A 26,403-nucleotide genomic window follows, 5' to 3' on the forward strand; every position below is an offset into this window, starting at 1 on the left:
TTTGCGATTAAAGCTTCCTTGTCGCCTCGTGCCCTAGGCAAGCAGGATGTTTCCAATGTCCCTTGCAACAGGCGGGTTAACCTTCTTCGTTGGCTTATGACGCTCCCCTCCCCCGGCTAGGTGCCTATCTCGGCGGCGCGACAGGTTCGCTGCCCGCGCTAGCCGCGCCGCGCGTGATGGTGGAGGAATACGGCTGGCACGAGTTCGACCGGCGGGACAGGATCGGGGCGTGGGACAAGCTGGCCGAGTGCGCGACCGAACCCAATCCGTTCTACGAAAGCTGGTATCTGCTGCCCTCGCTGCGCGCGCTGGATGCCTCGCACCACGTTACCTTGCTGGCGCTGGAGGCGGATGGCCGGCTGGCGGGCCTTATGCCGCTCGCCCGCTCGCGCGATTACTACGGGCATCCCCTGCCGCATCTCGCCAACTGGATGCATCCCAACTGCTTCCTCGGCCAGCCTCTGGTCGCGAGCGGCTTCGAGCGCGAATTCTGGCGCGCCCTGCTGGCCTGGTGCGACCGAGCCACCACGCTGCCGATATTCCTGCATCTGTCCCACATTCCGACCGATGGCCCGCTCCACGACGCGCTGGCCGCGGTGCTGGCCGAAGACTCGCGCCCCGGAGCTGTGGTGCACCAGGACGAGCGCGCCATGCTGCACGGCGAAACCTCTGCCGAGGACTATTTCGAGGCGTCGCTCTCCACCCGCAAGCGCAAGGAACTGCGCCGCCAGCAGCGCCGCCTGGCAGAGGAAGGCGACTTCCAGGTGGAACGGCTTACCGATTACACCGACATCGCCGGATGGACGCGCGAATTCCTGCAACTGGAAGCGCGCGGCTGGAAAGGCGAGGCCCGATCGGCGCTGCAGTGCAACTTCGCGACCCGGCAGATTTTCCAGCACGCCATCGCGGGCGCTGCCGCGCGGGGACGTCTGGAACGGCTGGCCCTGCGGCTGGACGGCAAGCCGATCGCCATGCTCGCCAATTTCCTCACCGCGCCGGGTGCGTTCTCCTACAAGACCGCCTTCGACGAGGATTACGCCCGCTTCTCGCCGGGCGTGCTGTTGCAACGGGAAAACCTCGCCCTGCTGGATCGCGAGGACATCGCCTGGGCCGACAGCTGCGCCGCGCAGGATCATCCCATGATCGACCACATCTGGCGTCAGCGCCGGGCGATGCGGCGCTTGTCCATCGGTATCGGCGGAGCGCTGCGCCGCGCTGCCTTCGGTGCCGTGATCCGCGCCGAAACGGGCACCTGGGCGGGGGGGCTGCGATGACCCACCACGTCGGCAATCTCCACGGCCGGTCAATCGGCGGGAAACAGGTCTTCCCGGCCCGCAGCCGCGCCTATTTCGCCGCTTCCTACCCGGAGGGTGCGCACAAGCTGACGCACGACCTCTACGAACATCCCTTGCTGGAACTCGATGCGCTGGCGATGCTGGCGGAAAGCCTTCCTGCCGAAAGCATCGAATACAACCGCGGCGACGTGCCCATCGGCGTGGACGGCAAGCCCGGCCCGACCGGGCGCGCCATCGGCGAGACGATCCGCGAGATCGATACCGCCAACAGCTGGGCCGTGCTCAAGAACATCGAGCAGGACCCGGCCTATGCCGCCCTGCTGCACGAGTTGCTGGGCGAACTGCGCGAAGCGATAGAGTCGAAAACCGGCGCATTGCTGACACCGCATTGCTTCGTCTTCGTGTCCAGCCCGGACGCGACGACCCCCTATCACTTCGACCCCGAGCACAATATCCTGCTGCAATTGCGCGGTCGCAAGTCGATGACGGTCTTTCCCGCGGGCGACCAGCGCTTCGCGCCCGACAGTGTTCATGAGGCCTATCATACCGGCGGCGGTCGGGAACTGGGCTGGCATGATAGCTTCGCCAAGGACGGAATGACGTTTCCGCTGGAATCGGGAGAGGCGGTCTACGTGCCCGTGATGGCACCGCATTTCGTGCGCAACGGCTCCGAACCGTCGATCTCGCTGTCGATCACATGGCGCTCGCAATGGAGCTACGAGGAGGCGGACGCCCGCGCCTTCAACCACTGGCTGCGCGGCCTGGGGCTAGATCCGCGACCCACCGGCCGCTGGCCGCAGCGCAACCGGCTTAAGGCGCTGGCCTGCCGCGTTGCGCGGCGAATTCGCGGCCAGTGGTAGTCCGGCCTGCTTGACGCAGCCGGGCTTACGCGCAATGGCGCGCGGGCATGGCATCGCAATCCTCCCTGACGCCCGAACAGCTGGTCGCCGACCTGGTCCTGCTGCTGGACCTCGAGCCGAAGGGCGCGGATCGTTTCGTCGGGCGGCGGCGACCTGACGGCACCGGCCGCGTATTCGGCGGACAGGCCATTGCCCAGGCGCTGGGTGCGGCAAGGCGAACGGTGGACGGCGCGCGAGAGGCACACTCGCTGCACGCCTATTTCCTGCGCCCCGGCAGCGACGATCTTCCTATCGAATACCGCGTCAAGCGCGACCTGGACGGGCGCAGCTTTTCCAACCGACGGGTGGTGGCGAGCCAGGACGGGAAGCCGATCCTGAACCTCACCGCATCGTTCCAGCTTCCCGTGGACGGGCCGCACCACCAGGCCCCGCAGATGCCGGACGTTCCCGGCCCCGAAAACCTTGAAACCGATGCAGAAGTGCGGGCCAAGGTCGCGAAATTCCTGCCCGAGGGCCAGCTGCGCACGCTGGCGCTCCGCCCCTCGCCGGTGGATTTCCGCTCCGTCGAACCGCGCGACTGGATGAAGCCCGAAGTGCGCGAACCGGTCAGCCACGTGTGGTTCCGCACCGTTGCCGCGCTGCCGGCAGAGGCCGCCGTCCACCGCGCCGTATTGGCCTACATCTCCGATTTCCAGCTGCTGGCCACCGCGTTGCAGCCCCACGCGAAGAACATCTTCGATCCATCGGTAAAGGGCGCCAGCCTCGACCACGCGCTGTGGTTTCACGAGTCGTTCCGAGCGGACGACTGGCTCCTCTACGTCACCGAGGGTCCGTGGTCGGGCCATGCGCGCGGCCTGGGGCGCGGACAGATCTTCACGCGCGACGGGCGACTGGTGGCGAGCGTGATGCAGGAAGGCATGCTGCGCCACACCTGACAGCGGCGGGTGGCGATCAGTGCGCCATCAGCACCGGCATCGGCGGCTCCGACAGGACAGAGCGCGTGACTCCGCCGAACAGCGTCTCGACAAGTCGCGACTGGCCGTAGGCGCCCATCACCATGAAGCCCGCACTGCGCATTTCCGCGGCCTTGCGAAGCGTCTCGGGCACCGAGCCCTTGCCGCCCGGCAACTCGACGATCTCGCACTCGACGCCGTGACGTTCGAGATATTCCGCAGCCGCGGTGGCGGGCAGCGCCTCTTCGACCTCGTCGCTGATCTCGCCCACGGTAAGCACGTGGACCGTACCGGACTTCTGCAACAGCGGAACCGCCGCGCGCATCGCTCGGGCAGCCTCGAGGGAGCCGTTCCAGCACAGCACCGCGGGCTCTCCCGTCGCGAAACCCTTCGAACCTTCGGGCACTACCATGATCGGCGTGCGGCAGTGGATGGCCAGCATTCCGGCCAGCGATGCCCCGCGCCGCCCGTCCTTCGCGGCGGAAGATCCGCCCACGATGGCAAGATCGTTAAGCGCGGCCCGCCGGATAAGGCTCTGGCCTTCGTATCCGGATTCGGCGTGCCAGTCCCAGCGCACGTCTTCCTGTGCAAGGCGCCTCTCAAAGCGGCCGCGAAATTCCTCGGCCTTCGCCATGGTCGCCTTGGATACGTCGACGGCGGAGAGGCCGTAGGGATCGGTCGGCACGACCAGGTCGTAGGCGATGGTCTGCATGATGGTGAGATGGCCGTCGAACACGCGGGCCAGGTCTAGGGCTGCCTGAAGGCGGGCCTCGAAACAGGCATCGTCGCTGGCGTGGACAAGGATTGAACGCATGGAAATATCCTCCTGATGACTGAAGAATAGGGCTTTCGCCGCCCGCCAACATTGACCCGTGTCAACCAACCGCAGGGGAACGCATGAAATCCGGCGGGGTTTTAGGGACATGGACTTTGAAAAAGAGCAGGCGCGCTTCCGCCGCAGCAAACCCTCCCGTCTCGGTCGCGGAATCGAGCGACTGACCCACCCCTTCGGCAAGGCGATCGCCAGCGTCGTGCCGAAAAGACTGGTGGAAGGAGTGCTGAAGGGCCTCGATACCGCCGTGGCCATGCCGCCGCTGGTGAAATTCTCGCACGATCCGGAAGACCTCGAGGCCGCCCGCAAGGCCGCCAAGAGCGTGTCCCGCGCCGCCAGCGGTATCAGCGGCGCCAGCGGGGCAGCCGCGGGCCTGGGCGGCGTTATGACGGCCGGGCTCGACATTCCCGCAACCATCGCCATCGCGCTGCGGGTGATCCGCGACACCGGCAAGGCCTACGGCTATTCCGGAGACGGCCCGCGCGAGAAGCTTTTCCGGCTGCAGGTGCTTGAGCTTTCGGCGCTCGACGACCCCGAGGAACGGCACAAGCGCATCGCCGCGCTGGAAGCGGCCATCGGTCGCGACGGCGAACTGATCGACGCAGAGCACGAGGAAATCACCCCGGTCATCGACCAGGCGGTGGAGCGCGTCTCGCGTGCCATCGCGCTGACATCGTTCCGCAGCAGAGCGGGCATGATCGTCCCGGTCGTCGGCTCCGCCATCGGCGGCATCGTGAACTCTTCCTTCCAGAACGACGTCGGCAAGGCCGCCCGCTTCGCCTTTCAGGAACGGCGGCTGAAGGCGCGGAGCATCGACATGGGTGGCGTTCCGGCGTGAAAGCGGGCTGCGCTATCCGCTGGCGTGGTAGAAATCGTAGATCGTCTGCGCCACGCTTTCGCTGACGCCCGGCACCCGTTTCAGATCGTCCAGAGCCGCGGCGCGCACCTTGCTGGCGGTGCCGAAATGCAGCAGCAGCGCGCGCTTTCTCGCCGGCCCGATGCCGGGAATCTCGTCCAGCGGAGAGGCTGAAATCGCACGGCTGCGCTTGGCACGGTGCGCCCCGATGGCAAACCGGTGCACCTCGTCGCGCAGGCGCTGGAGGTAGAACAGCACCGGCGAATTGGTCGGCAACATCTTCTCGCGCCCGTCGGGGAAATGGAACACCTCGCGCCCCTCGCGTCCGTGGTGCGGTCCCTTGGCGATGCCGATCAGCGGCACGTCCTCGATCCCCAGTTCCTCCAGCGTATCGCGTACCGACGACATCTGCCCCTTGCCCCCGTCGAGCAGTACGAGGTCGGGCCACATGCCCCCTTCGCGGTCGGGGTCTTCCTTCATCGCGCGGCTGAACCGGCGGGTCATCACCTCGCGCATCATGGCGAAGTCGTCGTTCGTCTGCGCGGACTTGATGTTGAACTTGCGATACTGGTTCTTCAGGAAGCCTTCAGGCCCCGCCACCACCATGGCGCCGACCGCCTTTGAGCCCTGGATGTGCGAGTTGTCGTAGATCTCGATCCGCGCCGGGATCTCGGGCAGCTCCAGGAAATCGGCCATTTCCCGCATGATCTTCGCCTGCGTGCCGCTTTCCGCCAGACGGCGGTCCAGCGCCTCGATGGCGTTGCGACTGGCCTGCTTCATCAACTTGCGCCGGTCCCCTCGCTGGGGAACGCTGATCTCCACCTTTCGCCCGGCGAGTTCGCCGAGCGCCTCTTCCAGCAATTCGCGTTCCGGCAGGTCGCGGTCGACCAGCACGGTGCGCGGCGGCGGTACTTCCTCGTAGAATTGCGCGAGCACGCGGGAGAGCACCTCTTCGGGCTCTGTTTCCTGCGTGTGCGTCGGGAAGAAGGCCTTGTGCCCCCAGTTCTGCCCGCCGCGCACGAAGAAGCCCTGGATGGCGATCTGGCCGCCCTTGGCCGCCAGCGCGAATACGTCCGCATCGCCGACGCCGTCGGCATTCACCGCCTGGCTGCCCTGGATGAAGGTCGCGGCGCGCAGCCGGTCGCGCAGCAGGGCGGCCGTCTCGAAATCGAGATCCTCGGCCGCCTTCTGCATCTGCGCCTCGATCTTGGTCTGCACAGCGCCCGACTTGCCGCCGAGGAAATCCTTCGCCTCGCGCAGCAGTTCGTCATAGCCCTCCTTGTCGATCCGCCCGACGCACGGCGCGCTGCACCGCTTGATCTGGTAGAGCAGGCACGGCCGGTCGCGGCGCGCGAAGAAGCTGTCGGTGCACGACCTCAGGAGGAACAGCTTCTGCAGGGCGTTGATCGTGGTGTTCACCGACCCGGCGCTGGCAAAGGGACCGTAATAGCTGCCTTTCGCCTTGCGCGCGCCGCGGTGCTTCATGATGCGCGGGAAGTCGTGGCCCTCGCGCAGCAGGATGAACGGAAAGCTCTTATCGTCGCGCAGCAGCACGTTGTAAGGCGGGCGGAAGCGCTTGATGAACTGCGCTTCGAGCAACAGCGCCTCGGCTTCCGAATTGGTGGTGACGATTTCCATCGCCCGGCACTGGCTGACCATGCGTTGCAGGCGGTTGGTGAGGTTCTTCACCTGCGTGTAGTTGGCCACCCGCGCCTTCAGGCTGCGCGCCTTGCCCACGTAGAGCACGTCTCCACGCGCATCCAGCATGCGGTAGACGCCCGGCTTGGGCTTCAGGGTCTTCACCACGTCCCGGATGGCGGTGACGCCCGCCTCTAGGTCTGGCTGTGAACTGCCTTTCACCGTGTAGGTCGCACGCTCCTCGTTGAAGCGTTCCGCTCCACGGGGGTCGGCAGGGGATCCGGCTTCGGTTCGCGACATGGCTGGTGAGATAGGTTGTGTGCATGCACTTGGCAAAGCTTGCGCTGCCCGTGGTGAACAGGCAGCGTGCCGCTTTCGGGTCCAGACAGGGAATTGGGATGGAAAAGTCAGCCGCCGTTCTGCCGCGCACGGTGGGATTCTGGGGCACGGCCCTGTTCCCGGTGAACGGCATGATCGGATCGGGCATCTTCGCCATGCCCGCGATTCTGGTCGCGGCCGTGGGCAATTTCGCCCCGTGGATGATGCTGCTGGGCGCGCTGCTGATCCTGCCGCTGGCGTGGGTCTTCGCCGCGCTGGCCATGCGGTTCGACGGCCATGGGGGGCCGGTGCTCTACGCCGATGCCGCGTTCGGCAAGTTCCTCGGGTTCCAGTCCGGCTGGATGCGCTATGCCTCTGCCGTCGTGGCCGTGGCCGCCAATGCCCACGTCGCCATCGCCTATCTCGCGGTGCTGATCCCGGCGCTGGAGGACACGACCGTGCGGTCCGTCGCGGTAGTCGCCTTCATCGCCTTCATCACGCTGGTGAACCTGGTGGGAATGCGCGCTTCCGTGCTCACGCTGGGCGCGATGACGGTGGTGAAGCTGGCGCCGCTTGTGGTGCTGGTGGTGTGGGGACTGGCCACGCGCGATCCGGCGGTGGGCTTCAGCCTGCCCGAATTCGGCGCGTTCGAAAGCGTCGTGCTGCTGACCTTCTATGCCTACATGGCCTTCGAGAACGGCAATTTTCCCGCAGGCGAATTGAAGAACCCGCGCCGCACGATCCCGCTGGCGCTGATGACCACGCTGGCAGCGGTGGCACTGTTCTACATGCTGGTGATCTGGGCCTACCTGGCCATCGCCCCCGACGCCGGGGAAGGCACCAGCGCGCTGGCCGCTGCGGCCGAGGTCATCGCCGGGCCAGCGGGAGCCATCGCCATATCGATAGCCGCCGCCTTTTCCGTTGCCGCCAACACGCTGAACGGCGGAATCGTGGTGCCGCGCATGACCTTCGGCATGGCCGAAAAGGGAACTCTGCCCGCGGTGTTCGCACACGTTTCCCCGCGCTTCAAGACGCCCGATGTCTCGATCCTGTGCTACGGCGGCGTCGCCATCCTGTTCAGCTTCTGGGGCGGGTTCGAGCAGCTGGCCATCGCCAGCACTCTCGCCCGGCTGGTGACGTACCTGCTCTCTGCCCTGGCGCTGCCCGTGCTGGAGCGGCGGGACGCCGTTCGCGCCCCGTGGTGGCACTTGCCCGCCGCCCTGCTGGCGGTGGTGGCAACGCTGTGGGTTGCCAGCCATGCCGACATCGCGGAATTCCGCATGCTTGGCATCATCTTCGTGGTGGGCACCGCGCTGTTCTTTGTCGCACGGCGCCGCGACATCACTCCGGCAGTCGATCCGGCCTGATTTCAGTGACCCAGAGTTACGATGCCATCATCCTGGGCGGCGGCGCGGCCGGCCTTTTCTGCGCAGCGCTGGCCGGGCAGCGGGGCCGCAACGTGCTGGTGCTGGAACGCGCCGGTGCCGTGGGCAAGAAGATCCTCATCTCGGGCGGCGGACGCTGCAATTTCACCAATATCGGCGCAGGGCCTGCCAACTACCTCTCCGCCAACCCGCACTTCGCCAAGTCCGCCCTCAGCCGATACACGGCGCGCGATTTCCTGGCGCTGGTGGAGAAGCACGGGATCGCCTGGCATGAAAAGACGCTGGGACAGCTGTTCTGCGACGGATCGGCGAAGCAGGTCGTCGACATGCTGCTGGACGAATGTGCAGCCGGGCCGGGCAAGGTCGACATCCGCTGCAACGAGGACGTGAGCGACGCGAAACGCGACGGCGAGACGTTCACCGTCACCACGCGGACCGATACGTTCACCGCCGCTTCGCTGGTGATCGCCACGGGCGGGCCGTCCATCCCCAAGATGGGCGCGAGCGATTTCGCCTACCGCCTGGCGCGCCAGTTCGGCCTGAAGGTCGTCGAGCCGCGCCCTGCCCTCGTGCCGCTGACGCTGGGCGGAGAAGATGCGCTTTTCCGCGAGCTGTCGGGCGTCGCTACCGAGGTGGAGGCCAGCGCCAACCGGACGACTTTCCGCGAGGCCGCCCTGCTCACCCATCGCGGGCTTTCGGGCCCCGCCATCCTGCAGGTCAGCAGCTACTGGAAGCCTGGGGACCCCGTGACCCTGCGCTTCCTGCCCGACAAGGAAGCGGACTGGCTGCCGGAGGAAAAGCGCACCCGCCCTTCCCTCACCCTGCGCACCGTCTTGCGCGAGCACCTGCCCGACAGGCTGGCCGACACCTTGGCCGAGCGCCTTGGCGTGGACGGCGATCTGGGCAACGTGCCCGACAAGACCCTTCGCGCTGCCGAAGATCGCCTGTCGGCCTGGCCATTCCGTCCCAATGGCACGGAAGGCTTTGCCAAGGCTGAAGTGACGGTGGGCGGCATCGACACGCGCGAACTGTCCTCCAAGACGATGGAGGCGCGCAAGGTGCCCGGCCTCTTCGCCATAGGGGAAGCGGTGGACGTGACTGGCTGGCTGGGCGGCTACAATTTCCAGTGGGCCTGGGCCTCGGCCCACGCTGCGGCGCAGGCATTGTAGTTAACGAACAGGGTTATTTTCGCGTTAATGCTACCGACCGTGCGGGCTTCGCGCCCGAACACGGTTAACGACATTGTTCTGTCTCGCGAACGTGATCCAATTCCGGTGGGTCGCCAACAGTCGAGGATCCTGCCTTGCGCGGATCCTTCGAGGAGACCGGCTATGAGCGATCACGAACACCACGGAATGAAGCCGCTGGAAGGCATGACCGCCTTCTGTGTCCGCGGCCACTATGAGACACACCAGCGCGACGACCGTTTCGGTCGCCTGTTCGGTCATCTGAGCCCCGCCTATACCCCGCCCGCAATCCTGCGGGACATAGGGGCGAAGAACGGCCCGATGGACGGCAAGTCCGCGAACGATCGCACCGACAGCGTGCCTGTGGGCATGGTGTTCTTCGGCCAGTTCGTGGACCACGACATCACGCTCGACGCCTCGACCACCTTCGACAGCGTGGTCGACAACCCCGGCGAGATCACCAACGTGCGCACGCCCACGCTGGATCTGGACTGCATCTATGGCCTTGGTCCGGAAGCGCAGCCCTATCTCTTCGAGCAGGGCGGCGCATTCGGCGGAGCGAAGCTGCTGACGGGGGCGGACAACCCGGGGCAGGCGGGCATCGCCGCCAGCGACCTGCTCCGCAGCCCGAACGGGCGCGCGATCATCGGCGATCCGCGCAACGACGAGAACCGCGTGATCAGCCAGCTGCAACTGGCGATCATCCGCTTTCACAACCACGTCTGCGACACGCTGAACAGCGAGCATGGATACACGGGAAGCAAGCTCTACGAGGAAGCGCGCCGCGACACGACCTGGCATTACCAGTGGGCGGTGGTGAACGACTTCCTCACCGCCATGTGCGGCACTCCGGTGGTCCACAAGATCCTCGGCTGCGGTCGGGAGCACTACTGCGGCAGCGTGCCCTACATCCCGATCGAGTTCTCGGTGGCCGCCTATCGCTTTGGCCACTCGATGATCCCGATGAAGCTGCAGGTGCAGCAGGGCGAATCTGCACTGGAGCTGTTCGGCTCCATCCTGGGCGGCGGATTCGATCCGCTGACCGACGGCAAGGGCGTGGTGGACTGGCACGAACTGCTGTTCACGCCGGAGAACCGGCAGGTGGAACGCGCCCAGAAGCTGGATACCAAGCTGGCGGGCGACCTTCTGGCCCTGCCCTTCATCGCCCCGCCGGACGAGAATTCGCTGGCCGTCCGCAACCTGCTGCGCGGCAACACCTTCCTGCTGCCCGGTGGGGAGAAAGTGGCCGAAGCCATCGGCTGCGACCGGCAAACCATCGACAAGGTGGTGAAGAAGGTTGCCCAGCTGAGCACAGACCTGCCTGCCGACGGCATCCCCCTGTGGCTCTACATCCTGGCCGAGGCCGAGGTGATCGGCCGCGCGGAAACGAACGGCAGCACGAAGGAAGGCGAGGCCCTCGGCCCGGTCGGCGCGACCATCGTGGCCGAGACGATCATCGGCCTGCTGGAGCTGGACGATCATTCCTATCTGGGAGCCAATCGCAACTGGCACCCGCGAGACGAGTGGAACACGCTCGGCAAGCTGGTGACCGTGGCCCAGCCCTGACCCGCGATCAGGGGGCCGGTCTGCGCGGCCGGCCCCGTGCTGCTTCTTCAGAAGATCTTGCGGAACTCGATTTCGAAACTGCGCCCGACCGGATCGATCAGGAACGGCTGGTATCTCAGGGGAACATCGCCGTTTCCGTCGGTCACGCTCTGGCGGGCATCGAACACGTTGTCGATGCCGATACCCACGCGCGTGCCCTTCAGGAAGGGCACCGCTTCCACCAGCGATTCCCGCCGGTCGAGGTCGGCAAAGGCGCGCAGGTTGATGGTCAGGTAGTCGCCAAAGAACAGGTCCGTGCTGCCCGCCTGGCCAGATCCGTCGAGACGCGAGGACCCGGTGTAGTTGGCAAAGGTGATCAGGCCGAACCCGTCGTAGAACACGCCGCCGCGCGCCCGAACCGAATGGCGCGGATCGCCCCCGCCCGTCAGCGCGTCGCCATCCAGCAGGTCCAGCACCGGCAGGCCCGGCGCGATCAGCACGGTATTCTCTAGCTCGAGCGTGTAATCGAGGTTGAAGAACCAGCGTCCCGTCGGCGGACCGTCGCCGCCGCCACCAAAGCGCCCGAAACCGCGGAAGCCGCCACCGCCGCCGCGATTGCCGCCGCGCTCGCCGCCATCGGCTTGCTGCTGCGGCGGCCCGTCGGCGCTGCAGATGCGCTCGCGAATGGCGGCGAAGCGTTCGGGATCGACCTGGCCATCCTCGCCCGCGAGACGCTGCAGCATCTGCGGCGGGATGCTAATCGGTTCGCCGTCCGGGCCGAGCGGCGGATCCTCGCCCGCGGCCTGTGCCGCCAGCGCGCGGTTGAACAGGTCGACAAGCACGTCCGGCTCGCTTTCGCAGAAGGTCGCGCGCATCTGCTGGAACTGCTCGGCATTGGGCGGGCCGCCCTGGGGGCCACCCGGTCCATCGGGAGGGCCGCCTTCGCCGCCACCGCGATTGCCGCCGCCCATGCCGCCCGGCCGCCCCCCCCGACGTCCCTCGCCGCCGCCGCCTTCGCGGTCGCCGCCGATCTGGTCGGAAAGGTTGAGGCCGAATTGCAGGCGCTGCTCGTCGCGCTCCGCGAAGGTCACGAAGCGGTCGTCCAACTGCACCAGTCGCCCTGTGGCATCGCGGGTCACGCGGCCGGGAAATGCGGCTTCGATCTCCGGCGTCAGCGTGGGCAGTCCGCTGGTGACGTCGCTGGAATGGTTGTCGAAATAGTCGATCGAGAAGGAGCCGTTGTCGATGAACGGCAGTTCCCAGATCAGCCCTAACTTCCAGTCGCTCTGCGACTGCGCCGGCAGGTTGGGATTGCCGCCGCTGATCACGGTGGCCAGCACCGTCTCGTTGTTGGCTATGTCGAACACCGGCACGTTGGGCGTGGCGATCGCCGGGTTGCCCAGCTGGCTGAGCGTCGGGGCGACCTCGCGGTTGATATGGTTGACCGTGAAGGTGAGGTTGTCGGTCACGCCCCAGGTCAGCCCGACGGTCCAGTCGTGCAGGGTGCCGAAGTCGGAAAGGTAGTCGAACCCTCCGTTCAGGTTCAGCGACAGGTCGCCGACCGCGCCGAGGAAATCCTCCTCGCGGCTGGTCAGCGGAATGGAGACGTTGGCCCCGCCCAGAACGCGCCCGCGCGTCAGCTGCGCATCGCTGGCAAGAGCGCGCGTGTCGCTGCTCTCGATGCGGTTCCAGCGATAGCCGCTGCGCAGCGTCACGGAAACGTCGCCCGCCGGCAGGTAGATCGGGTTGCCGCGCGCCGTTGCCAGCGCGTTGAAGGTATATGTGTCGCTCAGCGATTCATCGAAACCGGCATCGGCAAAGGCGCCAAGGTCCGCGTCCAGCGGCAAGAGTCCCGCCGCCGCGTCCGCCACGACGTCCGCCGTGTCCACCCGGCGCTGCGTGCGGCTGACGTTGTCGGTATAGGTGCCGTCCAGCGTGCCGGTCACTTCCCAGTCGCCCAGTCCCAGGTTCAGGGTGCTGCCGACGGAATAGGACTGATTGCGACTGTCCACCGTCAGCGGATCGTCGGCGTTGAAGGCGCGCAGGGCGGAATTGCCGCTCGCATCGGTCAGCAGCACGGTGTCGAGACCCTGCAGGCGCAGGTTGTCGTCGCGTTCGTAGGTGGCGTTGAGGGACAGCGAATTGCCGCTGTCGCCAAGGCTCGTGCTCCAGTTCGCCGTTGCCTCCACCCCGGCGCTGTCCGCCACCAGGCTGCGGAATTGCGCGGGATCGGGATCGCCCGCCACGTCGGGCACGTTGCCCTCGGCCTGCACGATGCCGCGCTCGGCTTCGGTCAGGGTGCTGGAGTTTTCCCATTCAAGGTTGAGATTGAGCCTGCTGGGCCCGTCGATCCGCAGGTAGGTGCCTTCCACCTCCTGCGTGGAATAGCCGCCGTCGAACGGCTGGCCGTATTCCACTTCGATCTCGCGGCTGGAGAAATTGTCCTTCAGGATGAAGTTCACCACCCGCTGGTCTGGCGAATAGCCGTAGCGCTGGGCCACTTCCTCGGTGAACACCTCGGTCCGCTCGATCGCTTCGGGCGGGTAGCTGCGCAGTTCGCGGAAAGAGGAAATGCGCACCCCGTTCACCAGGATGACCGGGCCGCCGCCGCCGCCAAAGCCGCCGCTCCCGCCGCGACCGCGCGAGGAATTCACCTGCGGCCCCAGCGCCTGCAGCAGCTCCTCGATGGACCCTGCGCCGTAGGCGGCGATGTCCTCCTGATCCAGCTCAAGGATCGGGGGCTCCGGCGCGTCGACCTGGTCGATCAGCCGGGCGCCGAGGACCAGGATCGTGTTGACGTCCTCGTCCGGCGTCTGCGGCGGTGGAGGGTCGCTGTCTTCCTGGGCCGTACCGGGGACGGTCGAAGGTGCGGGCGCGTTGTTCTGAGCCAGTGCGAGACTGGAAGGAAGCGCGCACAGGGCAGCGGCCATGGCAAGGGCACTGCAGGACAAGATTGGTTTCAAGATATCGGCCTTCCGGACAGAATCAACTTCCCCGCCGGGGATGCGTATGTTGTGCAACGCACAAACAAGCAAGACGGCCCGTTGTCGTATTTTGTCGCAGATGTATCGCAGCTTGCGGGTGATTTTCGGCCGGATTAATGCCCCATCTTCCAATTTGTCCGCTGTGCGGCTACAGCGCGCCGCCGGGGAACACGGATTCTCTCGAATATCAAAAGGACCAAGAGACTGAATGGCTAAGGAAGAACTTCTCGAAATGCGCGGCAAGGTGGTTGAACTGCTGCCCAACGCTATGTTCCGCGTCGAGCTCGAGAATGGCCACGAAGTCCTGGGACACACCGCTGGCCGGATGCGCAAGAACCGGATCCGCGTGCTGGTGGGTGACGAAGTGCTGTGCGAACTGACGCCCTACGATCTTACCAAGGCGCGCATCACCTATCGCTTCATGCCGGGTCGCGGCGGACCGCCGGGCCACAACGGCTAGGCCGCGGGCACGGCTCGTAACGGTGACTGTGACCGATAGCCGCCCTACCCTTACCCTCGCTTCCGCTAGTCCGCGCCGCCGCGAATGGCTGGTTCGGCTGGGTATCGAGCCCGACAGCATAGCTCCCGCCGACATCGACGAGACGCCTCGCAAAAGCGAGCTTCCACGCGCCTATGCCCAGCGCATGGCGCGGGAAAAGGCCGTGGCCGTCGATGCCGGGGGGTCGCATGTGCTCGCCGGCGATACCGTCGTCGCCGCAGGTCGCCGCATCCTGCCCAAGGCGGAGGACGAGGCGACCGCCCGCCAATGCCTTGACCTGCTATCGGGCCGCCGCCACCGCGTGTTTTCCGCCGTAGCGCTCGCCGCGCCCGACGGGACCGTGCGCGAACGGGTGAGCGAAACGCAGCTGAAGTTCAAACGCCTCTCGAACGACGAGATCGACGCCTACATCGCCAGCGGCGAGTGGCACGGCAAGGCCGGCGGATACGCGATCCAGGGCCTGGCCGAGTCCTTGATCCCGTGGATACAGGGCAGTCATTCCGGCGTCGTCGGCCTGCCGCTCTACGAGACTCGCGCGTTGCTGAAGGCAGCAGGCTTTCCCGTTGGCTGAGTGGTTCCTCGAGGAAGGGATCGGCGAGCACCGCGCCGTCCGCCTGGAGGGGGGCATCATTGCAGAGGCCATGGTTTCGTGGCCGGGCGGGCTTTCCACCGGCCTGGTGGAGGAAGCGACGCTCACCGCGCGCCGCAGCGGATCACCGCGGGGAACCGCCACCTTCGACAACGGCCAGGTCGCCCTCGTCGACCGCCTTCCGAGAGAAGCCAGCGAAGGGTCGCGCATCCGCCTGCAGGTGGTGCGCCCCGCCCTCGCCGAAGCAGGCCGCGCCAAGCATGCGCAGGCCCGCCCCACCGATGCTCCGCCCCGCGCCGCGCCCACGCTCGCCGAAGCGCTGGCCTCGGCAGGCCATGCCGTGCGCAAGGTCCATCGCTTCCCGGATTGCGACTGGGGAGAGTTGGTGGCCGAAGCGATGGAAGGGCGCGTCGATTTCACCGGCGGCAGCCTGCACTTCGCCTGCACCCCGGCGATGACCGTGTGCGATGTCGATGGAGACCTTCCCCCGGCCCAGCTGGCAGTGGCTTCTGCCAAGGCCCTCGCCGCTGCGGTGAAGCGGCTGGACCTTCGCGGGAACATCGGGGTCGATTTTCCGACCCTGCCCGACAAGCAGGATCGCCGCCGCGTGGATGCCGCGCTGGCCGATGCCCTTTCGCGCTGGCCGCACGAGCGCACGGCGATGAACGGCTTCGGTTTCGTGCAGCTTGTCGCCCGGCTGGAACGCCCGTCCCTGCTGCAACGCGCCGCCTATCACCGCGCCGCCTTCGCCGCCCGCCAGTTGTTGCGACGGGCGGAACAGCTGGACGGGCCGGGAACGACGGAGCTTCGCGCCCATCCCGCCGTCATCGGCCAGCTCACGGCCCAGTGGCTGGACGAGCTGCGACGCCGCACCGGCAGGGAGGTGTCGACAAGGCCCGATCCAGCCCTTGCGATGGAAGCGCCGCACGCCCAGCTAACAGGGGCATGAGCAACAAACCCTGCCCTATCTGCAAGAAGCCTCGCGTCGAGGAATTCCGGCCCTTCTGCTCCAGTCGCTGCCGCGACCGCGACCTGGCGCAGTGGTTCAACGATGGCTACGCCGTGCCCGGCCCGGCTGTGGACCCTGAGGATATCGCGAAGGAAGAGTGAATTGGGGTCTTGCCAAGACTTCGGCACTTCGCCATAGGCGCCCACTCATTCGCGTGACCGGCGCTTCGAAGATGCCTGTCGCCGATGCGATGCCTGGGTAGCTCAGTGGTAGAGCAGACGACTGAAAATCGTCGTGTCGGTGGTTCGACTCCGCCCCCGGGCACCACTCCCTAAAGCGCTACGCCTCGCCGTTCATCTGGGCCACCAGATGGCTTCAGGCCGCGCTGATCACCACGCTTCCGGTTATGATTTGATCGGAAAGCCCGGGCACCCGGCGCATAAGGTCGAGCATCTGCTCGCACGGTGTCATAACGCACCGAACCGCGCGGCGTTGCAAGCGGGCTTTTCGGTCTGTCCGGATTCCCTCCGCGCAAACGTGGGCGCGCGCTGCAGCACGGCCTTTTGTCCCGTTGCGGAACCTGCCGGTGCCCCCGACATTGCCAAGGTGGACGAAATCAACCTACGCATGCTTCCGCCCCTGCCGCGCAACTAGCGGCGATGGCCCATGCGGCAAGCGAAAGGACCAAACATGGCTCGCATCCTCGTGCTCTACTATTCCTCCTACGGACATATCTCGACCATGGCAGAGGCCGTGGCCGCGGGAATCCGCGATGCCGGTCACCAGGCCGATATCCGCCGCGTGCCCGAAACCGCGCCGGAGGAAGTGGTGAAGAACTTCGGCTTCCAGGCGAACGAGGATCACCCGCTGATCGAGGGCCCCGACGCGCTGGCCGAATACGACGGCATGGTGCTGGGCGCTCCCACCCGCTTCGGTCGCCTGCCCAGCCAGATGGCCAGCTTCCTGGACACCTGCGGCGGCATCTGGGCCAGCGGCGCCCTGATCGGCAAGCCGGGCGCGGTCTTTACCAGCAGCAACTCGCAGCACGGCGGGCAGGAGACGACGCTGTTCTCCATGATCACCAACCTGCTTCACTTCGGCATGAGCATCATCGGGCTGGATTACGGCTTCGAAGGCCAGAACGGGGTGGACGAAGTGAAGGGCGGCGCGCCTTACGGTGCCACCACAATCGCCGGACCGGACGGCAGCCGCCAGCCGAGCGAGACCGAGATCGAGGGCGCGAAGTACCTGGGCCGCCGCGTGGCCAATACCGCAGCGAAACTGGCGGGGTAGGTTTTCCCGCCGGCGCGGTCTAAGCCCGCGGGATGGAACACGAAACCGGCGGCCTTTCCCCGTTCGACCTTGCAGCCATGCTGGTGGTGGCCTCCGCCCTGCTGGGCTGGTTCAACCACCATTTCGTGAAGCTGCCCCACGTCGTCGGGCTGACGGCGATGGGGGCCATCGCGGCCATCGGCTTGCTGGCGGCCAATGCCCTGCTGCCCGGCGTCACGCTGGACGATACCGTGGCGCGCCTGCTGGTGCAGATGAACTTCACCGAGACCCTGCTGCAGGGCATGCTCAGCTTCCTGCTGTTCGCCGGCGCGCTGCACGTGGACCTGGATCGGCTGAAGGCGGACTGGGTGCCGGTGCTGCTGCTCTCCACCGTGGGGGTGATCCTTTCGACGGTGATCGTGGGCCTGCTCACTTGGGGTCTCGGCCTATTGCTGGACCTTCCCATCGCGCCGATCTGGTATTTCGTCTTCGGCGCGCTGATCGCCCCCACCGATCCCGTCGCCGTGCTGGGCGTTCTGAAAGAAGAGCAGGTGGACGAGAGCCTGCAGGCGAGCGTCGCGGGCGAAAGCCTGTTCAACGACGGCGTTGGCATCGTGGTGTTCACCATCCTGCTGGGCGCGGCGGTAACGGGCACCGAATTCAGCGTCGGCGAAGGCGCGCGGCTGTTCCTGATCGAGGCGGGCGGCGGCCTGCTGGTGGGCCTGGTGTTCGGCTATCTCGGCTTTCGCGCCATGCGCTCGATGGATGAATACGCGCTCGAGGTCACGATCACGCTGGCGGTGGTGATGGGCGGCTATGCGCTGTGCACCTGGCTGCACATCTCCGGCCCGCTGGCCATGGCCGTGGCCGGATTGCTGATCGGCAACCACGGCATGACCTACGCGATGAGCGACATCACCCGCGACTACGTGATCAAGTTCTGGGAAGTGGTGGACGAGCTGCTCAACTCGGTCCTGTTCCTGCTGATCGGGCTGGAGATGATCGCGTTGGTGCCCGCCGTGGACGAGGCCATCCTGATGGTCGCCGCCATTCCCATCGCGCTGTTCGCCCGCGCGGCTGCCGTCACGCTTTCCACCCGCGTCGTTCCCGCTGCCCGGCCCCAGGCCGACGGTGCCTGGGGCGTGCTGTGGTGGGGTGGCCTGCGAGGTGGCATTTCCATCGCCCTTGCACTGTCGCTGCCGGAAGGGACCGTGCGCGACCTGCTGCTGGCTGCGACGTTCGGCGCGGTTCTGTTCAGCGTGCTGGTGCAGCGCGCCACGCTGGGCCGCATGATCGAACGCGGCAAGGTGCCGCACAAGGGTCGCAAACCCGAAGGCGGAGGCGCTCCCGACACCATCGGGTGAATCGCTTTCGGCAACAGCAGACAAGAAAGGGGCGCCGCGGCCAGGCCGCAGCGCCCCTCCAAGCTTACTGGATGCAATCAGGCGTCGACGCGGGCAATCGTCGCCACTTCGCCGCTTTCCCGATCGGTCGAGGTCCAGACACCGTCGTCGCCGACGATCTCGTCGTTGCAGCTTTCCTCTTCGCCTTCCTCGGTGGTGCACCATACGTTGGGCCCGTCGGTGCGCCAGGTTCCGCTGCCGCTTTCGCCGGTGGTGGAGGTCCAGGTGTAGGTTCCGTCGGGATTCACCGTCTCGGTAAATACGTCGCCGTTTTCCAGGGTCACCTCGTAGATGCCCGGCGCGGGCTGGCCGTCGGCCGCTAGCTGAATTTCGGCTGCCGGTTCCTCGACGGCAACTTCTTCCTCGACAACTTCTTCCTCTGTCGCCGGTTCGGCGCAAGCCGCCACGCCAAGCGCAATCACGATCGCAAGCTTCTTCATTTGCATTTCCCCTGTTGTTGGAGGACGCGAAGCTAGCACTCCCGACAGTCTCGCATAGCTCTATCCGGCATGTCGTTGGTTTGGCCCGCAAAGGCGGACGGTTTCGACGGCGCAGCGATTCATATGCGGGCAAACGACTCGAACCGCGTCCGCGCCGATTGCCCCGCTGCCCACTTCGGTGTATAGGCCGCTCTCCCGCGCGCCCCGGCCCATGCGAACCTGTTTCGCGTCGCCGGGGCGCTCGCTTTTTCGCCCCGTTGCGATGTGTTCGAAAGGTTGTCGCCCATGTCCCGCCGCCGCCAGATCTACGAAGGCAAGGCCAAGATCCTCTACGAAGGGCCGGAGCCCGGCACCATCATCCAGTATTTCAAGGATGATGCCACCGCCTTCAACGCCCAGAAAAAGGGCACGATCAACGGCAAGGGCGTGATCAACAACCGCATCAGCGAGTACGTCTTCACGCGCCTGACGCACATCGGCATCCCCACCCACTTCATCCGCCGCCTGAACATGCGCGAACAGCTGGTGAGGCAGGTGGAAATCATTCCGCTGGAAGTGGTGGTGCGCAACGTGGCCGCCGGCTCCATCGCCAAGCGCCTCGGCATCGAGGAAGGCGAGATGCTGCCTCACACCCTGCTGGAATACTACCTGAAGGCAGACGATCTGGGCGATCCGCTGGTGTCGGAAGAACACATCGCCTGCTTCAACTGGGCCAGCCACGAGGAGATGCAGGACATCGCCGCCATGGCGATCCGCATCAACGATTTCCTCGCCGGCATGTTTGCCGCGGTCGATATCCGCCTGGTGGATTTCAAGCTGGAATTCGGCCGCATCTACGACGGCGATTTCAGCCGCGTGATCCTGGCCGACGAATTCAGCCCGGACAACTGCCGTCTGTGGGACATGACCAGCGGAGAGAAGCTGGACAAGGACCGGTTCCGCCGCGACCTAGGCGGAGAGGAAGAGGCCTATCAGGAAGTGGCCCGCCGCCTGGGCGTGCTTTCGGGAGAGGACAACGGCCCGGGCGAAGTACTGGACATGGATGCCCACCGCTCGCGCCTGCGTACCCCGCCCTCGCCCAAGCCGAAGAAGTAGCCTTCGCCGCTCCGTGGCGGGGGACGGCTTCGGTCATTGCCCCTTAAGCTAATGCTTGGCATGGAGGCTGCATGAAATTCCGTCGCTACGCGGCTGCACTTGCCGCGCTCGCCCTTCCGCTTGCCGCATTACAGCCTCTCGCCGCGCAGGCTCCGGAATACGCCGCGCAGGAAGCCGAAAGCGCGTCCGGCATCCCTGCCGACGTGGCCGAGGCGTTCCCCGAAATCGCCGACAGCGACCTGCCGTTCGACACCGGCTACCGCGTTGGCGAGCTGGAAAACGGCATGCGCTACATCATCCGGCCCAATGCCACTCCGCCCGAGCAGGGGCTGGTGCAGTTCTGGGTGGACTTCGGCTCCGCTGCCGAGGGTGCGGACGAACAGGGCTATGCCCACTTCATCGAACACATGGCATTCAACGGTACCACTAACCTGCCCGAAGGCGAGATGGTGCGCCTGCTGGAACGCGAAGGCCTGGCCTTCGGCGCGGATACCAACGCCTCCACCGGGTTCGACAACACGCACTACCGGCTGGACCTGCCGCGCAACGACATGGACCTGCTCAACACCGCGCTGATGCTGATGCGCGAAACCGCCAGCGAGATCACTTTCGACGACGAAGCGGTGGACCGGGAAAAGGGCATCATCCTGTCCGAACGGCGCGTGCGCGATACCTATCAGCTGCGCTCGCTGGTGGACAACCTGGGCTTCCTCTACCCCGGCAGCCGCATTTCCCAGCGCCTTCCCATCGGCACTGTCGAAACCATCGAAGCCGCGGACGGCGCATCGCTACGGGACCTGTACGAACGCTATTACCGTCCCGAGAACACCGCCCTCGTGGTGGTGGGCGACTACGATCCCGACGCTGTCGAGGCCGCGATCCGCGAGCACTTCGGCGACTGGGAGGGCGAACCCCGCCTCGAACTGCCGGCCTTCGGCCCGGTAGACCTCGATCACGAGGGCGCCACCGACGTCTATCTCGACCCGGCCCTTTCGGAATCGATCACCGTTTCCGCCAACGGCGAGTGGCTGGACCGCCCCGACACCGTCCAGACCCGGCGCGAGCGGGTGCTGCGGCAGATCGGCTACGGCATCATCAACCGCCGCCTGCAGCGCATCGCGCGGCAGGAAGACCCGCCGTTCCGCGGCGCCGGCCTGGGCACCAGCGAATTCTTCGAGGAAGGGCGCACGACCAACCTGATCGTGCAGGCGGCCGAGGGCGACTGGCAACGCGGCCTTGCCGCCGCGCAGGAGGAATATCGCCGCGCGCTGGAATTCGGCTTTACCGAGGCGGAAGTGGCCGAACAGGTCGCCAACCTGCGGCAGGCCATCGAAAGCAATGCCGCCGGTGCCGCCACTCGCGCGAACAACGGTTTCGTGACCGGCGCCGTCACCCTGTGGCGCGACGGGCAGGTGCCCACCACGCCCGAAAGCGCGCTGGAACGCTGGAACGCGCACGAACCCGAGATCACGCCCGAAGCCGTGCTGGCCGCCTTGCAGGACGAGCTTGTGCCGCTGGATAACCCGCTAATCCGGTTCGAGGGACGCACCGCGCCCGCGGGCGGCGAAACCGCCCTGCTCGAAGCCTGGAACGAGGGCATGGAACTGGCGCTGGAGGCCAATGAGGACGCCGAGACCGTCGAATTCGCCTACACCGATTTCGGCGAGCCGGGCGAAGTCGTGGCCGACACCGTGGACGAACGCCTGGGCATCCGCACCGTGCGCTTCGCCAACGGCGTGATGCTGAACCTCAAGCAGACGGACCTGGAGGACGACCGCGTCCGCGTGCAGGTAAACGTCGATGGCGGCAACCTGCTCGACACGCCGGAGAACCCGTTGGCGACGGCCATGTTCACCTCGCTGCCGATCGGTGGCCTTGGCGAACACACGCTGGACGAATTGCAGACCGTGCTGGCCGGACGCCGCGTGGGTATCAGCATCAATTCGACCGACGATACCTTCCGCTTCTCCGACACGACCACGCCGCGCGATCTGGAACTGCAATTGCAGGTCTACACCGCGACGATTGCCGATTCCGCGTACCGCCCCACGGGTGAACCGCAATACTATCGCAACGTGGAAAACTGGTTTGCCCGGCAGTACGCCACCCCGTCCGCCGCCTTCAGCAGCGACATCGGCGGCATCATTTCCGACGGCGATCCGCGCTTCACGCTGCAACCCAAGGACGAGTATCTATCGCTCACCTTCGCACGGCTGCGCGACGATATTTCCGAGCGGCTGGCCAATGGCGCGATCGAAGTCGCGCTGGTTGGCGACATCGACGAGAGCGCCGCCATCGACATGGTGGCATCGACGCTCGGCACGCTGTCCCCGCGCGAGAATTCGTTCGGCGAATATCCCGACGCGCGCGAACGCACCTTCACGCAGGATCGCTCCGTCCGCACCATCTATCACGACGGACAGGCGGACCAGGCCATGCTGGTGATGGCCTGGCCCACCCGCGACGATTCCGATCCGGTCGAGAGCCTGCAGCTGGCCATGCTGGAACGCGTGATGCGGCTGGAACTGACCGACACGCTGCGGGAGGAACTGGGCCAGACCTACTCCCCCTCGTCGGATGCGTCGCAAAGCCGCGTCTACACCGACTACGGCACCTTCGATATTTCCGCCCAGGTGGACACCGGCGAAGTCGAGGCCGCGCGCGAAGCCATGCTGCAGACGCTCGACAGGGTGCGGTCCGCGCCGCTGGAAGAAGACGTGCTGCTGCGCGCCCGCCAGCCGCTGCTCGAAGCCTACGACAACGCGCTGGATACCAATACCGGCTGGATGAGCCTGGCCGACCGGGCGCAGACCGAGCCGGAGCGCATCGACCGCTTCCTGGCCGGGGCCGAGCGGATCCGGGCAATCACTCCCGCCGACGTTCGGGCCGTGGCGCAGCGTTATCTCGACCCGGCCCAGCGGCTGGAAGTCGTCGTGCTCCCTCGCCCGGAGGAATAGAAACAAAGGCGGCGCGCCGTGCGTAGGTCTTTCGAGACAGTCGAAAGGACCTGCCATGGCCGCCGCTACCCATCCCTATATCCCGCGCGTCGGAGTCGTCTTCGATTTCGACAGGACGCTGGCCAGCGACACCATCGACGCGCTGTGCGCCGAGTGGGGGCTGGATCGCACCGAGTGGGAAGAAACCTACCAGGATCCGCTGGGCGATCACTGGGACGGTATCATCAAGCGCGGCTGGGCCCTGATCCAGTGCGGCCATGACCGCGGCGACAGGCTGACGCGCGACTTCTTCCACCGCGCCGCTCGCCATATCGACATCTATCCCGGCGTAACCGAACTGAAGGACCGGCTGGGCGCGGTGGCCGCCGAGATCGACGAAGACTGCGAAGTCGAACTGGTTGTGCTTTCCGCGGGCTATATCGAGATGATCGAACAGACCGCCTGCGAAGAGGCTTTCGACCGCACCTGGGCCGGATCCTTCCATTTCAACGATCATGACGAGGCGGTGGCGGTGAAGCGGATCATCCCGCATCCGGCCAAGTCGCTGTATCTCGAAGCCTATGCCAAGGGCATGAGCGTGGACACCGCGAACGAGCCGCAGACCGACCAGCCGGACCGCGATCCCGACGACATGCACGTGCCCTTCGACCAGCTGATCTATGTCGGCGACGGGCTTTCGGACCTGAAGGCGTTCGAATTCATCAACCGCTGCGGCGGCCAGGCCATCGCGGTGGACAAGGATGAGAAGTTCGATCACGCCGACAAGCAGACCCGCGAGCAGCGGGTAGAGAACCTTGCCCCGCCCGACTACTCCGAGGGCAGTCAGATGCTTGAATCGCTTTCCCATGCGGTGGCCGGTGCGGCGCGCCGCGCCGCCCTGCAGAAACAGGGGCAGGACGAATAGGCTAGTCGTCGATCAGCGTTGAATGGATATGCAGGTCGCCTTCCAGGGTCTTGTGAACCGGGCACTTGTCGGCGATGTCCATCAGGCGCGTGCGCTGTTCGGGCGATAGGTCGCCGGTCAGTTCGATCGCGCGGTCGATCACCTGGATGGGCGAGCCGTCCTTCTCGCAGTCCACGCAGTCGGTGTGGTGGTCCCGGCTGTGCTCCAGTTCGATGCGAACGCCTTCCAGCGGGATGTTCTTGCGATCCGCATACATCTTGATCGTCATGCTGGTGCATGTGCCCAGCGCCGCCAGCAGCAGGTCGTAGGGGGTGGGTCCGTGGTCGGAGCCGCCGTAGCTTTCGGGCTCGTCGGCGATGAACTGGTGGCTGGCCGTGCGCACCCATTGCGCGAACTTGCCGCCCGCCGTTGTCACTTCCACCGTGCCGGCAAAGTCCTCCCGCACCTCTTTCGCCAGGTCGGCGAGATAGGGCGTGGCCCATGCCGCTATCAGGTTGGCGGCGTATTCGGCACTGCCCGGTTCGGTCAGCAGGTGATCGGCATTGTCCAGCGCCACGAAGCTCTTGGGATGCACCGCCTTCTCGAAGATCAATCGGGCGTTGTCGATGCCGACGACTTCGTCTTCCGGACAGTGCATCACCATCAGCGGCAGGCCCAGGTTGGCGATGCGTTCGCCCTGCGGCTGGTCGCGCCCCTGTTCCAGGAAAGCACGGGCGATGCGGAACTTGCGGCCCGCCAGCGTGATCTCGCCCTCGCCGTCCTCCTCGATGTCCTCGATGGCATCGCCGAAGTGTTCGAACACGTGAGCGGCATCGTAGGGGGCATTCAGCGTCGCCACGCCGCGCGCCTGCGGGATGTGTTCCGCCGCCGCCACCACCGCCGCGCCGCCCAGCGAATGGCCCACCAGCAGCACCGGCGGCAGGCCGCGCTCGTCCAGCGCCCGCGCCGCGCAGACAAGGTCGTCCACGTTGCTGGCGAACCCGGCGTTGGCGAAATCGCCGTCGCTGCCGCCCAGCCCGGTGAAATCGAACCGCAGCACGGCCAGTCCCTTCGCCGCCAGCGCGGACGCGACCCGCGTGGCGGCGTGGCTCTGCTTGGTGCAGGTGAAGCAGTGGGCGAACAGGACCGCGGCGTGCGGCCTTGTATAGAGCGGCAGTTCCAGCCGTCCGTCCAGCGTCTGCCCCTTCTTCCCGGTGAAGGTGAATTTCTCGGTCGCTATCATCGCTGGTGCCTCCCGCCGCGCGGCTTTCCTACCTGCGCCATGGCACACCAATGCACCGCGCGATGCAACGGTTTCCTGCCCCTCCCCGCGCTTTCCGGCCACTAATGCCCGGGCGCAGGCCTTTCACGCCAGGACTGTGCTCCATGTGTTCCACATTAGTTGGAAATCGCCCGGTCAATCATGGCAAAATGGCTGTCCGCCCCTTGCCGACGGGCCGCGCAATCGCCATAGGCTGCGGCGAATTTCCGCTTTGTCGCAAAAGGGCAGCCATCATGAAAGTCCGCATCCATGTCAGCCTGAAGCCCGGCGTGCTCGACCCGCAGGGCCGCGCCGTGCACCACGCCCTCGACGGGCTGGGTTTCGAAGGCGTGAAGGACGTCCGCATCGGTCGCCTGGTGGAAATGGAAGTGGCCGACGACACCAGCGACGCTGCGCTGGAGGACATGTGCCAGAAGCTGCTGGCGAACATGGTGATCGAAAACTACCGCATCGAGAAGGTATCCGCGTGAAGACCGCCGTCGTCACATTCCCCGGTTCGAACTGCGACCGCGACATGTGGGTCGCGCTGCGCGACGTTTCGGGCAAGGATCCGGTCAAGGTCTGGCACGGCGATGCCCAGCTGCCCGATGGCCTCGATTTCATCGCCCTTCCCGGCGGCTTCTCCTACGGCGACTACCTGCGCAGCGGCGCGATGGCTGCGAACAGCCCGATCATGCGCTCTGTGATCGAAGCGGCTGAGCGCGGCGTGCCCGTGCTCGGCGTGTGCAACGGCTTCCAGGTGCTGACGGAAGCACGACTGCTGCCCGGCGCGCTGATGCGCAACGCGGCGCAGACCTTCATCTGCCGCACCGTGCCGCTTCGGGTGGAGAACAACCAGAGCCTGTTCACCTCCGCCTACGAGGCGGGAGAGACGATCCACATTCCGGTGGCTCACCACGATGGCAACTACTTCGCCGATGCGGAAACGCTGGACCGACTGGAAGGCGAAGGTCGCGTGGCCTTCCGCTATGTCGAGAACTGCAACGGCTCGCAGCGCGATATCGCCGGCGTTCTGAACAAGAGCGGCAACGTGCTGGGCATGATGCCCCACCCCGAACGCGCCATAGAGGCCGACCATGGTGGCAGCGATGGCCGGCGGCTGTTCGAAAGCGTGATGAACGCGCTTTCGGTCGCCTGACCGCTGATACCGGGAGCTTGCCTACAGCTTCGAGCCGCGCCTA

Annotated in this window: 23 protein-coding genes and 1 tRNA gene; 19 read left to right on the top strand and 5 right to left on the bottom strand. The window is 66.2% G+C overall.

Going from position 1 to position 26,403, the window contains the following annotated elements:
- Positions 1-89: 89 nt before the first annotated feature.
- From AAA989_RS01570 to AAA989_RS01580, 3 genes are read left to right on the top strand one after another with little or no spacing between them, the layout of a single operon-like run.
- Positions 90-1,274, top strand: coding sequence for a GNAT family N-acetyltransferase (locus tag AAA989_RS01570; RefSeq protein WP_338240680.1), 1,185 nt, complete (start codon positions 90-92; stop codon positions 1,272-1,274).
- Complete coding sequence (locus AAA989_RS01575; RefSeq protein ID WP_338240681.1) at positions 1,271-2,155, top strand: cupin-like domain-containing protein; 885 nt, start codon at positions 1,271-1,273, stop codon at positions 2,153-2,155. The genes AAA989_RS01570 and AAA989_RS01575 overlap by 4 nt, the downstream gene beginning before the upstream one ends.
- A gap of 47 nt (positions 2,156-2,202) precedes the next feature.
- On the top strand, positions 2,203-3,090 hold the full coding sequence (locus AAA989_RS01580; protein WP_338240683.1) for an acyl-CoA thioesterase: 888 nt from the start codon (positions 2,203-2,205) through the stop codon (positions 3,088-3,090).
- A 16-nt stretch (positions 3,091-3,106) separates the two neighbouring features.
- On the opposite strand, the gene AAA989_RS01585 is transcribed toward AAA989_RS01580, so the two are convergent.
- Positions 3,107-3,922: a universal stress protein gene (locus tag AAA989_RS01585; RefSeq protein ID WP_338240684.1), complete on the bottom strand. Its 816-nt coding sequence runs from the start codon at positions 3,920-3,922 to the stop codon at positions 3,107-3,109.
- Between the two features lie 109 nt (positions 3,923-4,031).
- Between AAA989_RS01585 and AAA989_RS01590 the strand changes: the two genes are divergently transcribed.
- On the top strand, positions 4,032-4,778 hold the full coding sequence (locus tag AAA989_RS01590) for an EcsC family protein (RefSeq protein ID WP_338240685.1): 747 nt from the start codon (positions 4,032-4,034) through the stop codon (positions 4,776-4,778).
- A 12-nt stretch (positions 4,779-4,790) separates the two neighbouring features.
- Here the strand turns inward: AAA989_RS01590 and uvrC are convergent, their stop codons facing one another.
- Positions 4,791-6,734: an excinuclease ABC subunit UvrC gene (uvrC, locus tag AAA989_RS01595; RefSeq protein ID WP_338240686.1), complete on the bottom strand. Its 1,944-nt coding sequence runs from the start codon at positions 6,732-6,734 to the stop codon at positions 4,791-4,793.
- A 98-nt stretch (positions 6,735-6,832) separates the two neighbouring features.
- Here uvrC and AAA989_RS01600 point away from each other — a divergent pair, with 98 nt between their 5' ends.
- From AAA989_RS01600 to AAA989_RS01610, 3 genes are all read left to right on the top strand, one after another.
- Positions 6,833-8,119: an APC family permease gene (locus tag AAA989_RS01600; RefSeq protein ID WP_338240687.1), complete on the top strand. Its 1,287-nt coding sequence runs from the start codon at positions 6,833-6,835 to the stop codon at positions 8,117-8,119.
- 5 nt (positions 8,120-8,124) lie between these two features.
- A complete protein-coding gene (locus AAA989_RS01605) occupies positions 8,125-9,306 on the top strand; it encodes a BaiN/RdsA family NAD(P)/FAD-dependent oxidoreductase (protein WP_434781419.1) in 1,182 nt (393 codons plus the stop codon).
- Positions 9,307-9,468: 162 nt separating this feature from the next.
- A complete protein-coding gene (locus AAA989_RS01610) occupies positions 9,469-10,890 on the top strand; it encodes a peroxidase family protein (RefSeq protein ID WP_338240689.1) in 1,422 nt (473 codons plus the stop codon).
- Positions 10,891-10,937: 47 nt separating this feature from the next.
- Here AAA989_RS01610 and AAA989_RS01615 read toward each other — a convergent pair whose 3' ends face one another.
- Positions 10,938-13,799: a TonB-dependent receptor gene (locus AAA989_RS01615; RefSeq protein ID WP_338240691.1), complete on the bottom strand. Its 2,862-nt coding sequence runs from the start codon at positions 13,797-13,799 to the stop codon at positions 10,938-10,940.
- 262 nt (positions 13,800-14,061) lie between these two features.
- On the opposite strand from AAA989_RS01615, the gene infA reads away from it, so the two are divergent.
- The 7 genes from infA to AAA989_RS01650 all read left to right on the top strand — a co-directional run bounded on the left by infA (position 14,062) and on the right by AAA989_RS01650 (position 18,526).
- Complete coding sequence (gene infA, locus AAA989_RS01620) at positions 14,062-14,313, top strand: translation initiation factor IF-1 (protein WP_338240692.1); 252 nt, start codon at positions 14,062-14,064, stop codon at positions 14,311-14,313.
- Positions 14,314-14,341: 28 nt separating this feature from the next.
- Positions 14,342-14,923 carry a Maf family protein gene (locus AAA989_RS01625; RefSeq protein ID WP_434781431.1) on the top strand — a complete coding sequence of 194 codons (582 nt, stop codon included), beginning with the start codon at positions 14,342-14,344 and terminating at the stop codon, positions 14,921-14,923.
- Positions 14,916-15,890: a ribonuclease gene (locus AAA989_RS01630; protein WP_338240695.1), complete on the top strand. Its 975-nt coding sequence runs from the start codon at positions 14,916-14,918 to the stop codon at positions 15,888-15,890. The genes AAA989_RS01625 and AAA989_RS01630 overlap by 8 nt, the downstream gene beginning before the upstream one ends.
- On the top strand, positions 15,887-16,051 hold the full coding sequence (locus AAA989_RS01635; RefSeq protein WP_338240696.1) for a DNA gyrase inhibitor YacG: 165 nt from the start codon (positions 15,887-15,889) through the stop codon (positions 16,049-16,051). Before AAA989_RS01630 ends, AAA989_RS01635 begins: the two co-directional genes overlap by 4 nt.
- Before the next feature lie 91 nt (positions 16,052-16,142).
- A tRNA-Phe gene (locus tag AAA989_RS01640) sits at positions 16,143-16,217 on the top strand.
- Between the two features lie 363 nt (positions 16,218-16,580).
- Positions 16,581-17,183 carry an NAD(P)H:quinone oxidoreductase gene (gene wrbA / locus AAA989_RS01645; RefSeq protein WP_338240697.1) on the top strand — a complete coding sequence of 201 codons (603 nt, stop codon included), beginning with the start codon at positions 16,581-16,583 and terminating at the stop codon, positions 17,181-17,183.
- A gap of 32 nt (positions 17,184-17,215) precedes the next feature.
- The gene (locus tag AAA989_RS01650; RefSeq protein WP_338240699.1) at positions 17,216-18,526 is read left to right on the top strand and encodes a cation:proton antiporter; all 1,311 of its coding nucleotides are present in this window, start codon (positions 17,216-17,218) and stop codon (positions 18,524-18,526) included.
- 77 nt (positions 18,527-18,603) lie between these two features.
- On the opposite strand, the gene AAA989_RS01655 is transcribed toward AAA989_RS01650, so the two are convergent.
- Positions 18,604-19,005 carry an immunoglobulin domain-containing protein gene (locus tag AAA989_RS01655; protein WP_338240700.1) on the bottom strand — a complete coding sequence of 134 codons (402 nt, stop codon included), beginning with the start codon at positions 19,003-19,005 and terminating at the stop codon, positions 18,604-18,606.
- A gap of 285 nt (positions 19,006-19,290) precedes the next feature.
- Between AAA989_RS01655 and purC the strand changes: the two genes are divergently transcribed.
- The 3 genes from purC to AAA989_RS01670 all read left to right on the top strand — a co-directional run bounded on the left by purC (position 19,291) and on the right by AAA989_RS01670 (position 23,961).
- Positions 19,291-20,100 carry a phosphoribosylaminoimidazolesuccinocarboxamide synthase gene (purC, locus tag AAA989_RS01660; protein ID WP_338240702.1) on the top strand — a complete coding sequence of 270 codons (810 nt, stop codon included), beginning with the start codon at positions 19,291-19,293 and terminating at the stop codon, positions 20,098-20,100.
- A 71-nt stretch (positions 20,101-20,171) separates the two neighbouring features.
- The gene (locus AAA989_RS01665; RefSeq protein ID WP_338240703.1) at positions 20,172-23,057 is read left to right on the top strand and encodes a M16 family metallopeptidase; all 2,886 of its coding nucleotides are present in this window, start codon (positions 20,172-20,174) and stop codon (positions 23,055-23,057) included.
- Between the two features lie 55 nt (positions 23,058-23,112).
- Positions 23,113-23,961, top strand: coding sequence for an HAD family hydrolase (locus AAA989_RS01670; RefSeq protein ID WP_338240704.1), 849 nt, complete (start codon positions 23,113-23,115; stop codon positions 23,959-23,961).
- A 1-nt stretch (position 23,962) separates the two neighbouring features.
- On the opposite strand, the gene AAA989_RS01675 is transcribed toward AAA989_RS01670, so the two are convergent.
- The gene (locus AAA989_RS01675; RefSeq protein WP_338240705.1) at positions 23,963-25,183 is read right to left on the bottom strand and encodes a bifunctional alpha/beta hydrolase/OsmC family protein; all 1,221 of its coding nucleotides are present in this window, start codon (positions 25,181-25,183) and stop codon (positions 23,963-23,965) included.
- A 272-nt stretch (positions 25,184-25,455) separates the two neighbouring features.
- Here AAA989_RS01675 and purS point away from each other — a divergent pair, with 272 nt between their 5' ends.
- Both purS and purQ read left to right on the top strand, forming a co-directional pair.
- On the top strand, positions 25,456-25,692 hold the full coding sequence (purS, locus tag AAA989_RS01680) for a phosphoribosylformylglycinamidine synthase subunit PurS (protein WP_338240706.1): 237 nt from the start codon (positions 25,456-25,458) through the stop codon (positions 25,690-25,692).
- Entirely contained in the window at positions 25,689-26,360 is a 672-nt protein-coding gene (purQ, locus tag AAA989_RS01685; RefSeq protein ID WP_338240707.1) for a phosphoribosylformylglycinamidine synthase subunit PurQ, read from the top strand. The genes purS and purQ overlap by 4 nt, the downstream gene beginning before the upstream one ends.
- The last annotated feature ends 43 nt before the right edge of the window (positions 26,361-26,403 follow it).

The sequence above is a fragment of the Aurantiacibacter hainanensis genome (assembly GCF_036321025.1).
Lineage (GTDB): Bacteria > Pseudomonadota > Alphaproteobacteria > Sphingomonadales > Sphingomonadaceae > Alteraurantiacibacter > Alteraurantiacibacter hainanensis.

Bases quoted from the DNA above. Each gene is read 5' to 3' on its own strand.
- AAA989_RS01575 (WP_338240681.1), top strand. From the start codon at position 1,271: ATGACCCACCACGTCGGCAATCTCCACGGCCGGTCAATCGGCGGGAAA.
- AAA989_RS01580 (WP_338240683.1), top strand. From the start codon at position 2,203: ATGGCATCGCAATCCTCCCTGACGCCCGAACAGCTGGTCGCCGACCTG.
- AAA989_RS01585 (WP_338240684.1), bottom strand. From the start codon at position 3,922: ATGCGTTCAATCCTTGTCCACGCCAGCGACGATGCCTGTTTCGAGGCC.
- AAA989_RS01590 (WP_338240685.1), top strand. From the start codon at position 4,032: ATGGACTTTGAAAAAGAGCAGGCGCGCTTCCGCCGCAGCAAACCCTCC.
- uvrC (WP_338240686.1), bottom strand. From the start codon at position 6,734: ATGTCGCGAACCGAAGCCGGATCCCCTGCCGACCCCCGTGGAGCGGAA.
- AAA989_RS01600 (WP_338240687.1), top strand. From the start codon at position 6,833: ATGGAAAAGTCAGCCGCCGTTCTGCCGCGCACGGTGGGATTCTGGGGC.
- AAA989_RS01610 (WP_338240689.1), top strand. From the start codon at position 9,469: ATGAGCGATCACGAACACCACGGAATGAAGCCGCTGGAAGGCATGACC.
- AAA989_RS01615 (WP_338240691.1), bottom strand. From the start codon at position 13,799: ATGGCCGCTGCCCTGTGCGCGCTTCCTTCCAGTCTCGCACTGGCTCAG.
- infA (WP_338240692.1), top strand. From the start codon at position 14,062: ATGGCTAAGGAAGAACTTCTCGAAATGCGCGGCAAGGTGGTTGAACTG.
- AAA989_RS01635 (WP_338240696.1), top strand. From the start codon at position 15,887: ATGAGCAACAAACCCTGCCCTATCTGCAAGAAGCCTCGCGTCGAGGAA.
- wrbA (WP_338240697.1), top strand. From the start codon at position 16,581: ATGGCTCGCATCCTCGTGCTCTACTATTCCTCCTACGGACATATCTCG.
- AAA989_RS01650 (WP_338240699.1), top strand. From the start codon at position 17,216: ATGGAACACGAAACCGGCGGCCTTTCCCCGTTCGACCTTGCAGCCATG.
- AAA989_RS01655 (WP_338240700.1), bottom strand. From the start codon at position 19,005: ATGAAGAAGCTTGCGATCGTGATTGCGCTTGGCGTGGCGGCTTGCGCC.
- purC (WP_338240702.1), top strand. From the start codon at position 19,291: ATGTCCCGCCGCCGCCAGATCTACGAAGGCAAGGCCAAGATCCTCTAC.
- AAA989_RS01665 (WP_338240703.1), top strand. From the start codon at position 20,172: ATGAAATTCCGTCGCTACGCGGCTGCACTTGCCGCGCTCGCCCTTCCG.
- AAA989_RS01670 (WP_338240704.1), top strand. From the start codon at position 23,113: ATGGCCGCCGCTACCCATCCCTATATCCCGCGCGTCGGAGTCGTCTTC.
- AAA989_RS01675 (WP_338240705.1), bottom strand. From the start codon at position 25,183: ATGATAGCGACCGAGAAATTCACCTTCACCGGGAAGAAGGGGCAGACG.
- purS (WP_338240706.1), top strand. From the start codon at position 25,456: ATGAAAGTCCGCATCCATGTCAGCCTGAAGCCCGGCGTGCTCGACCCG.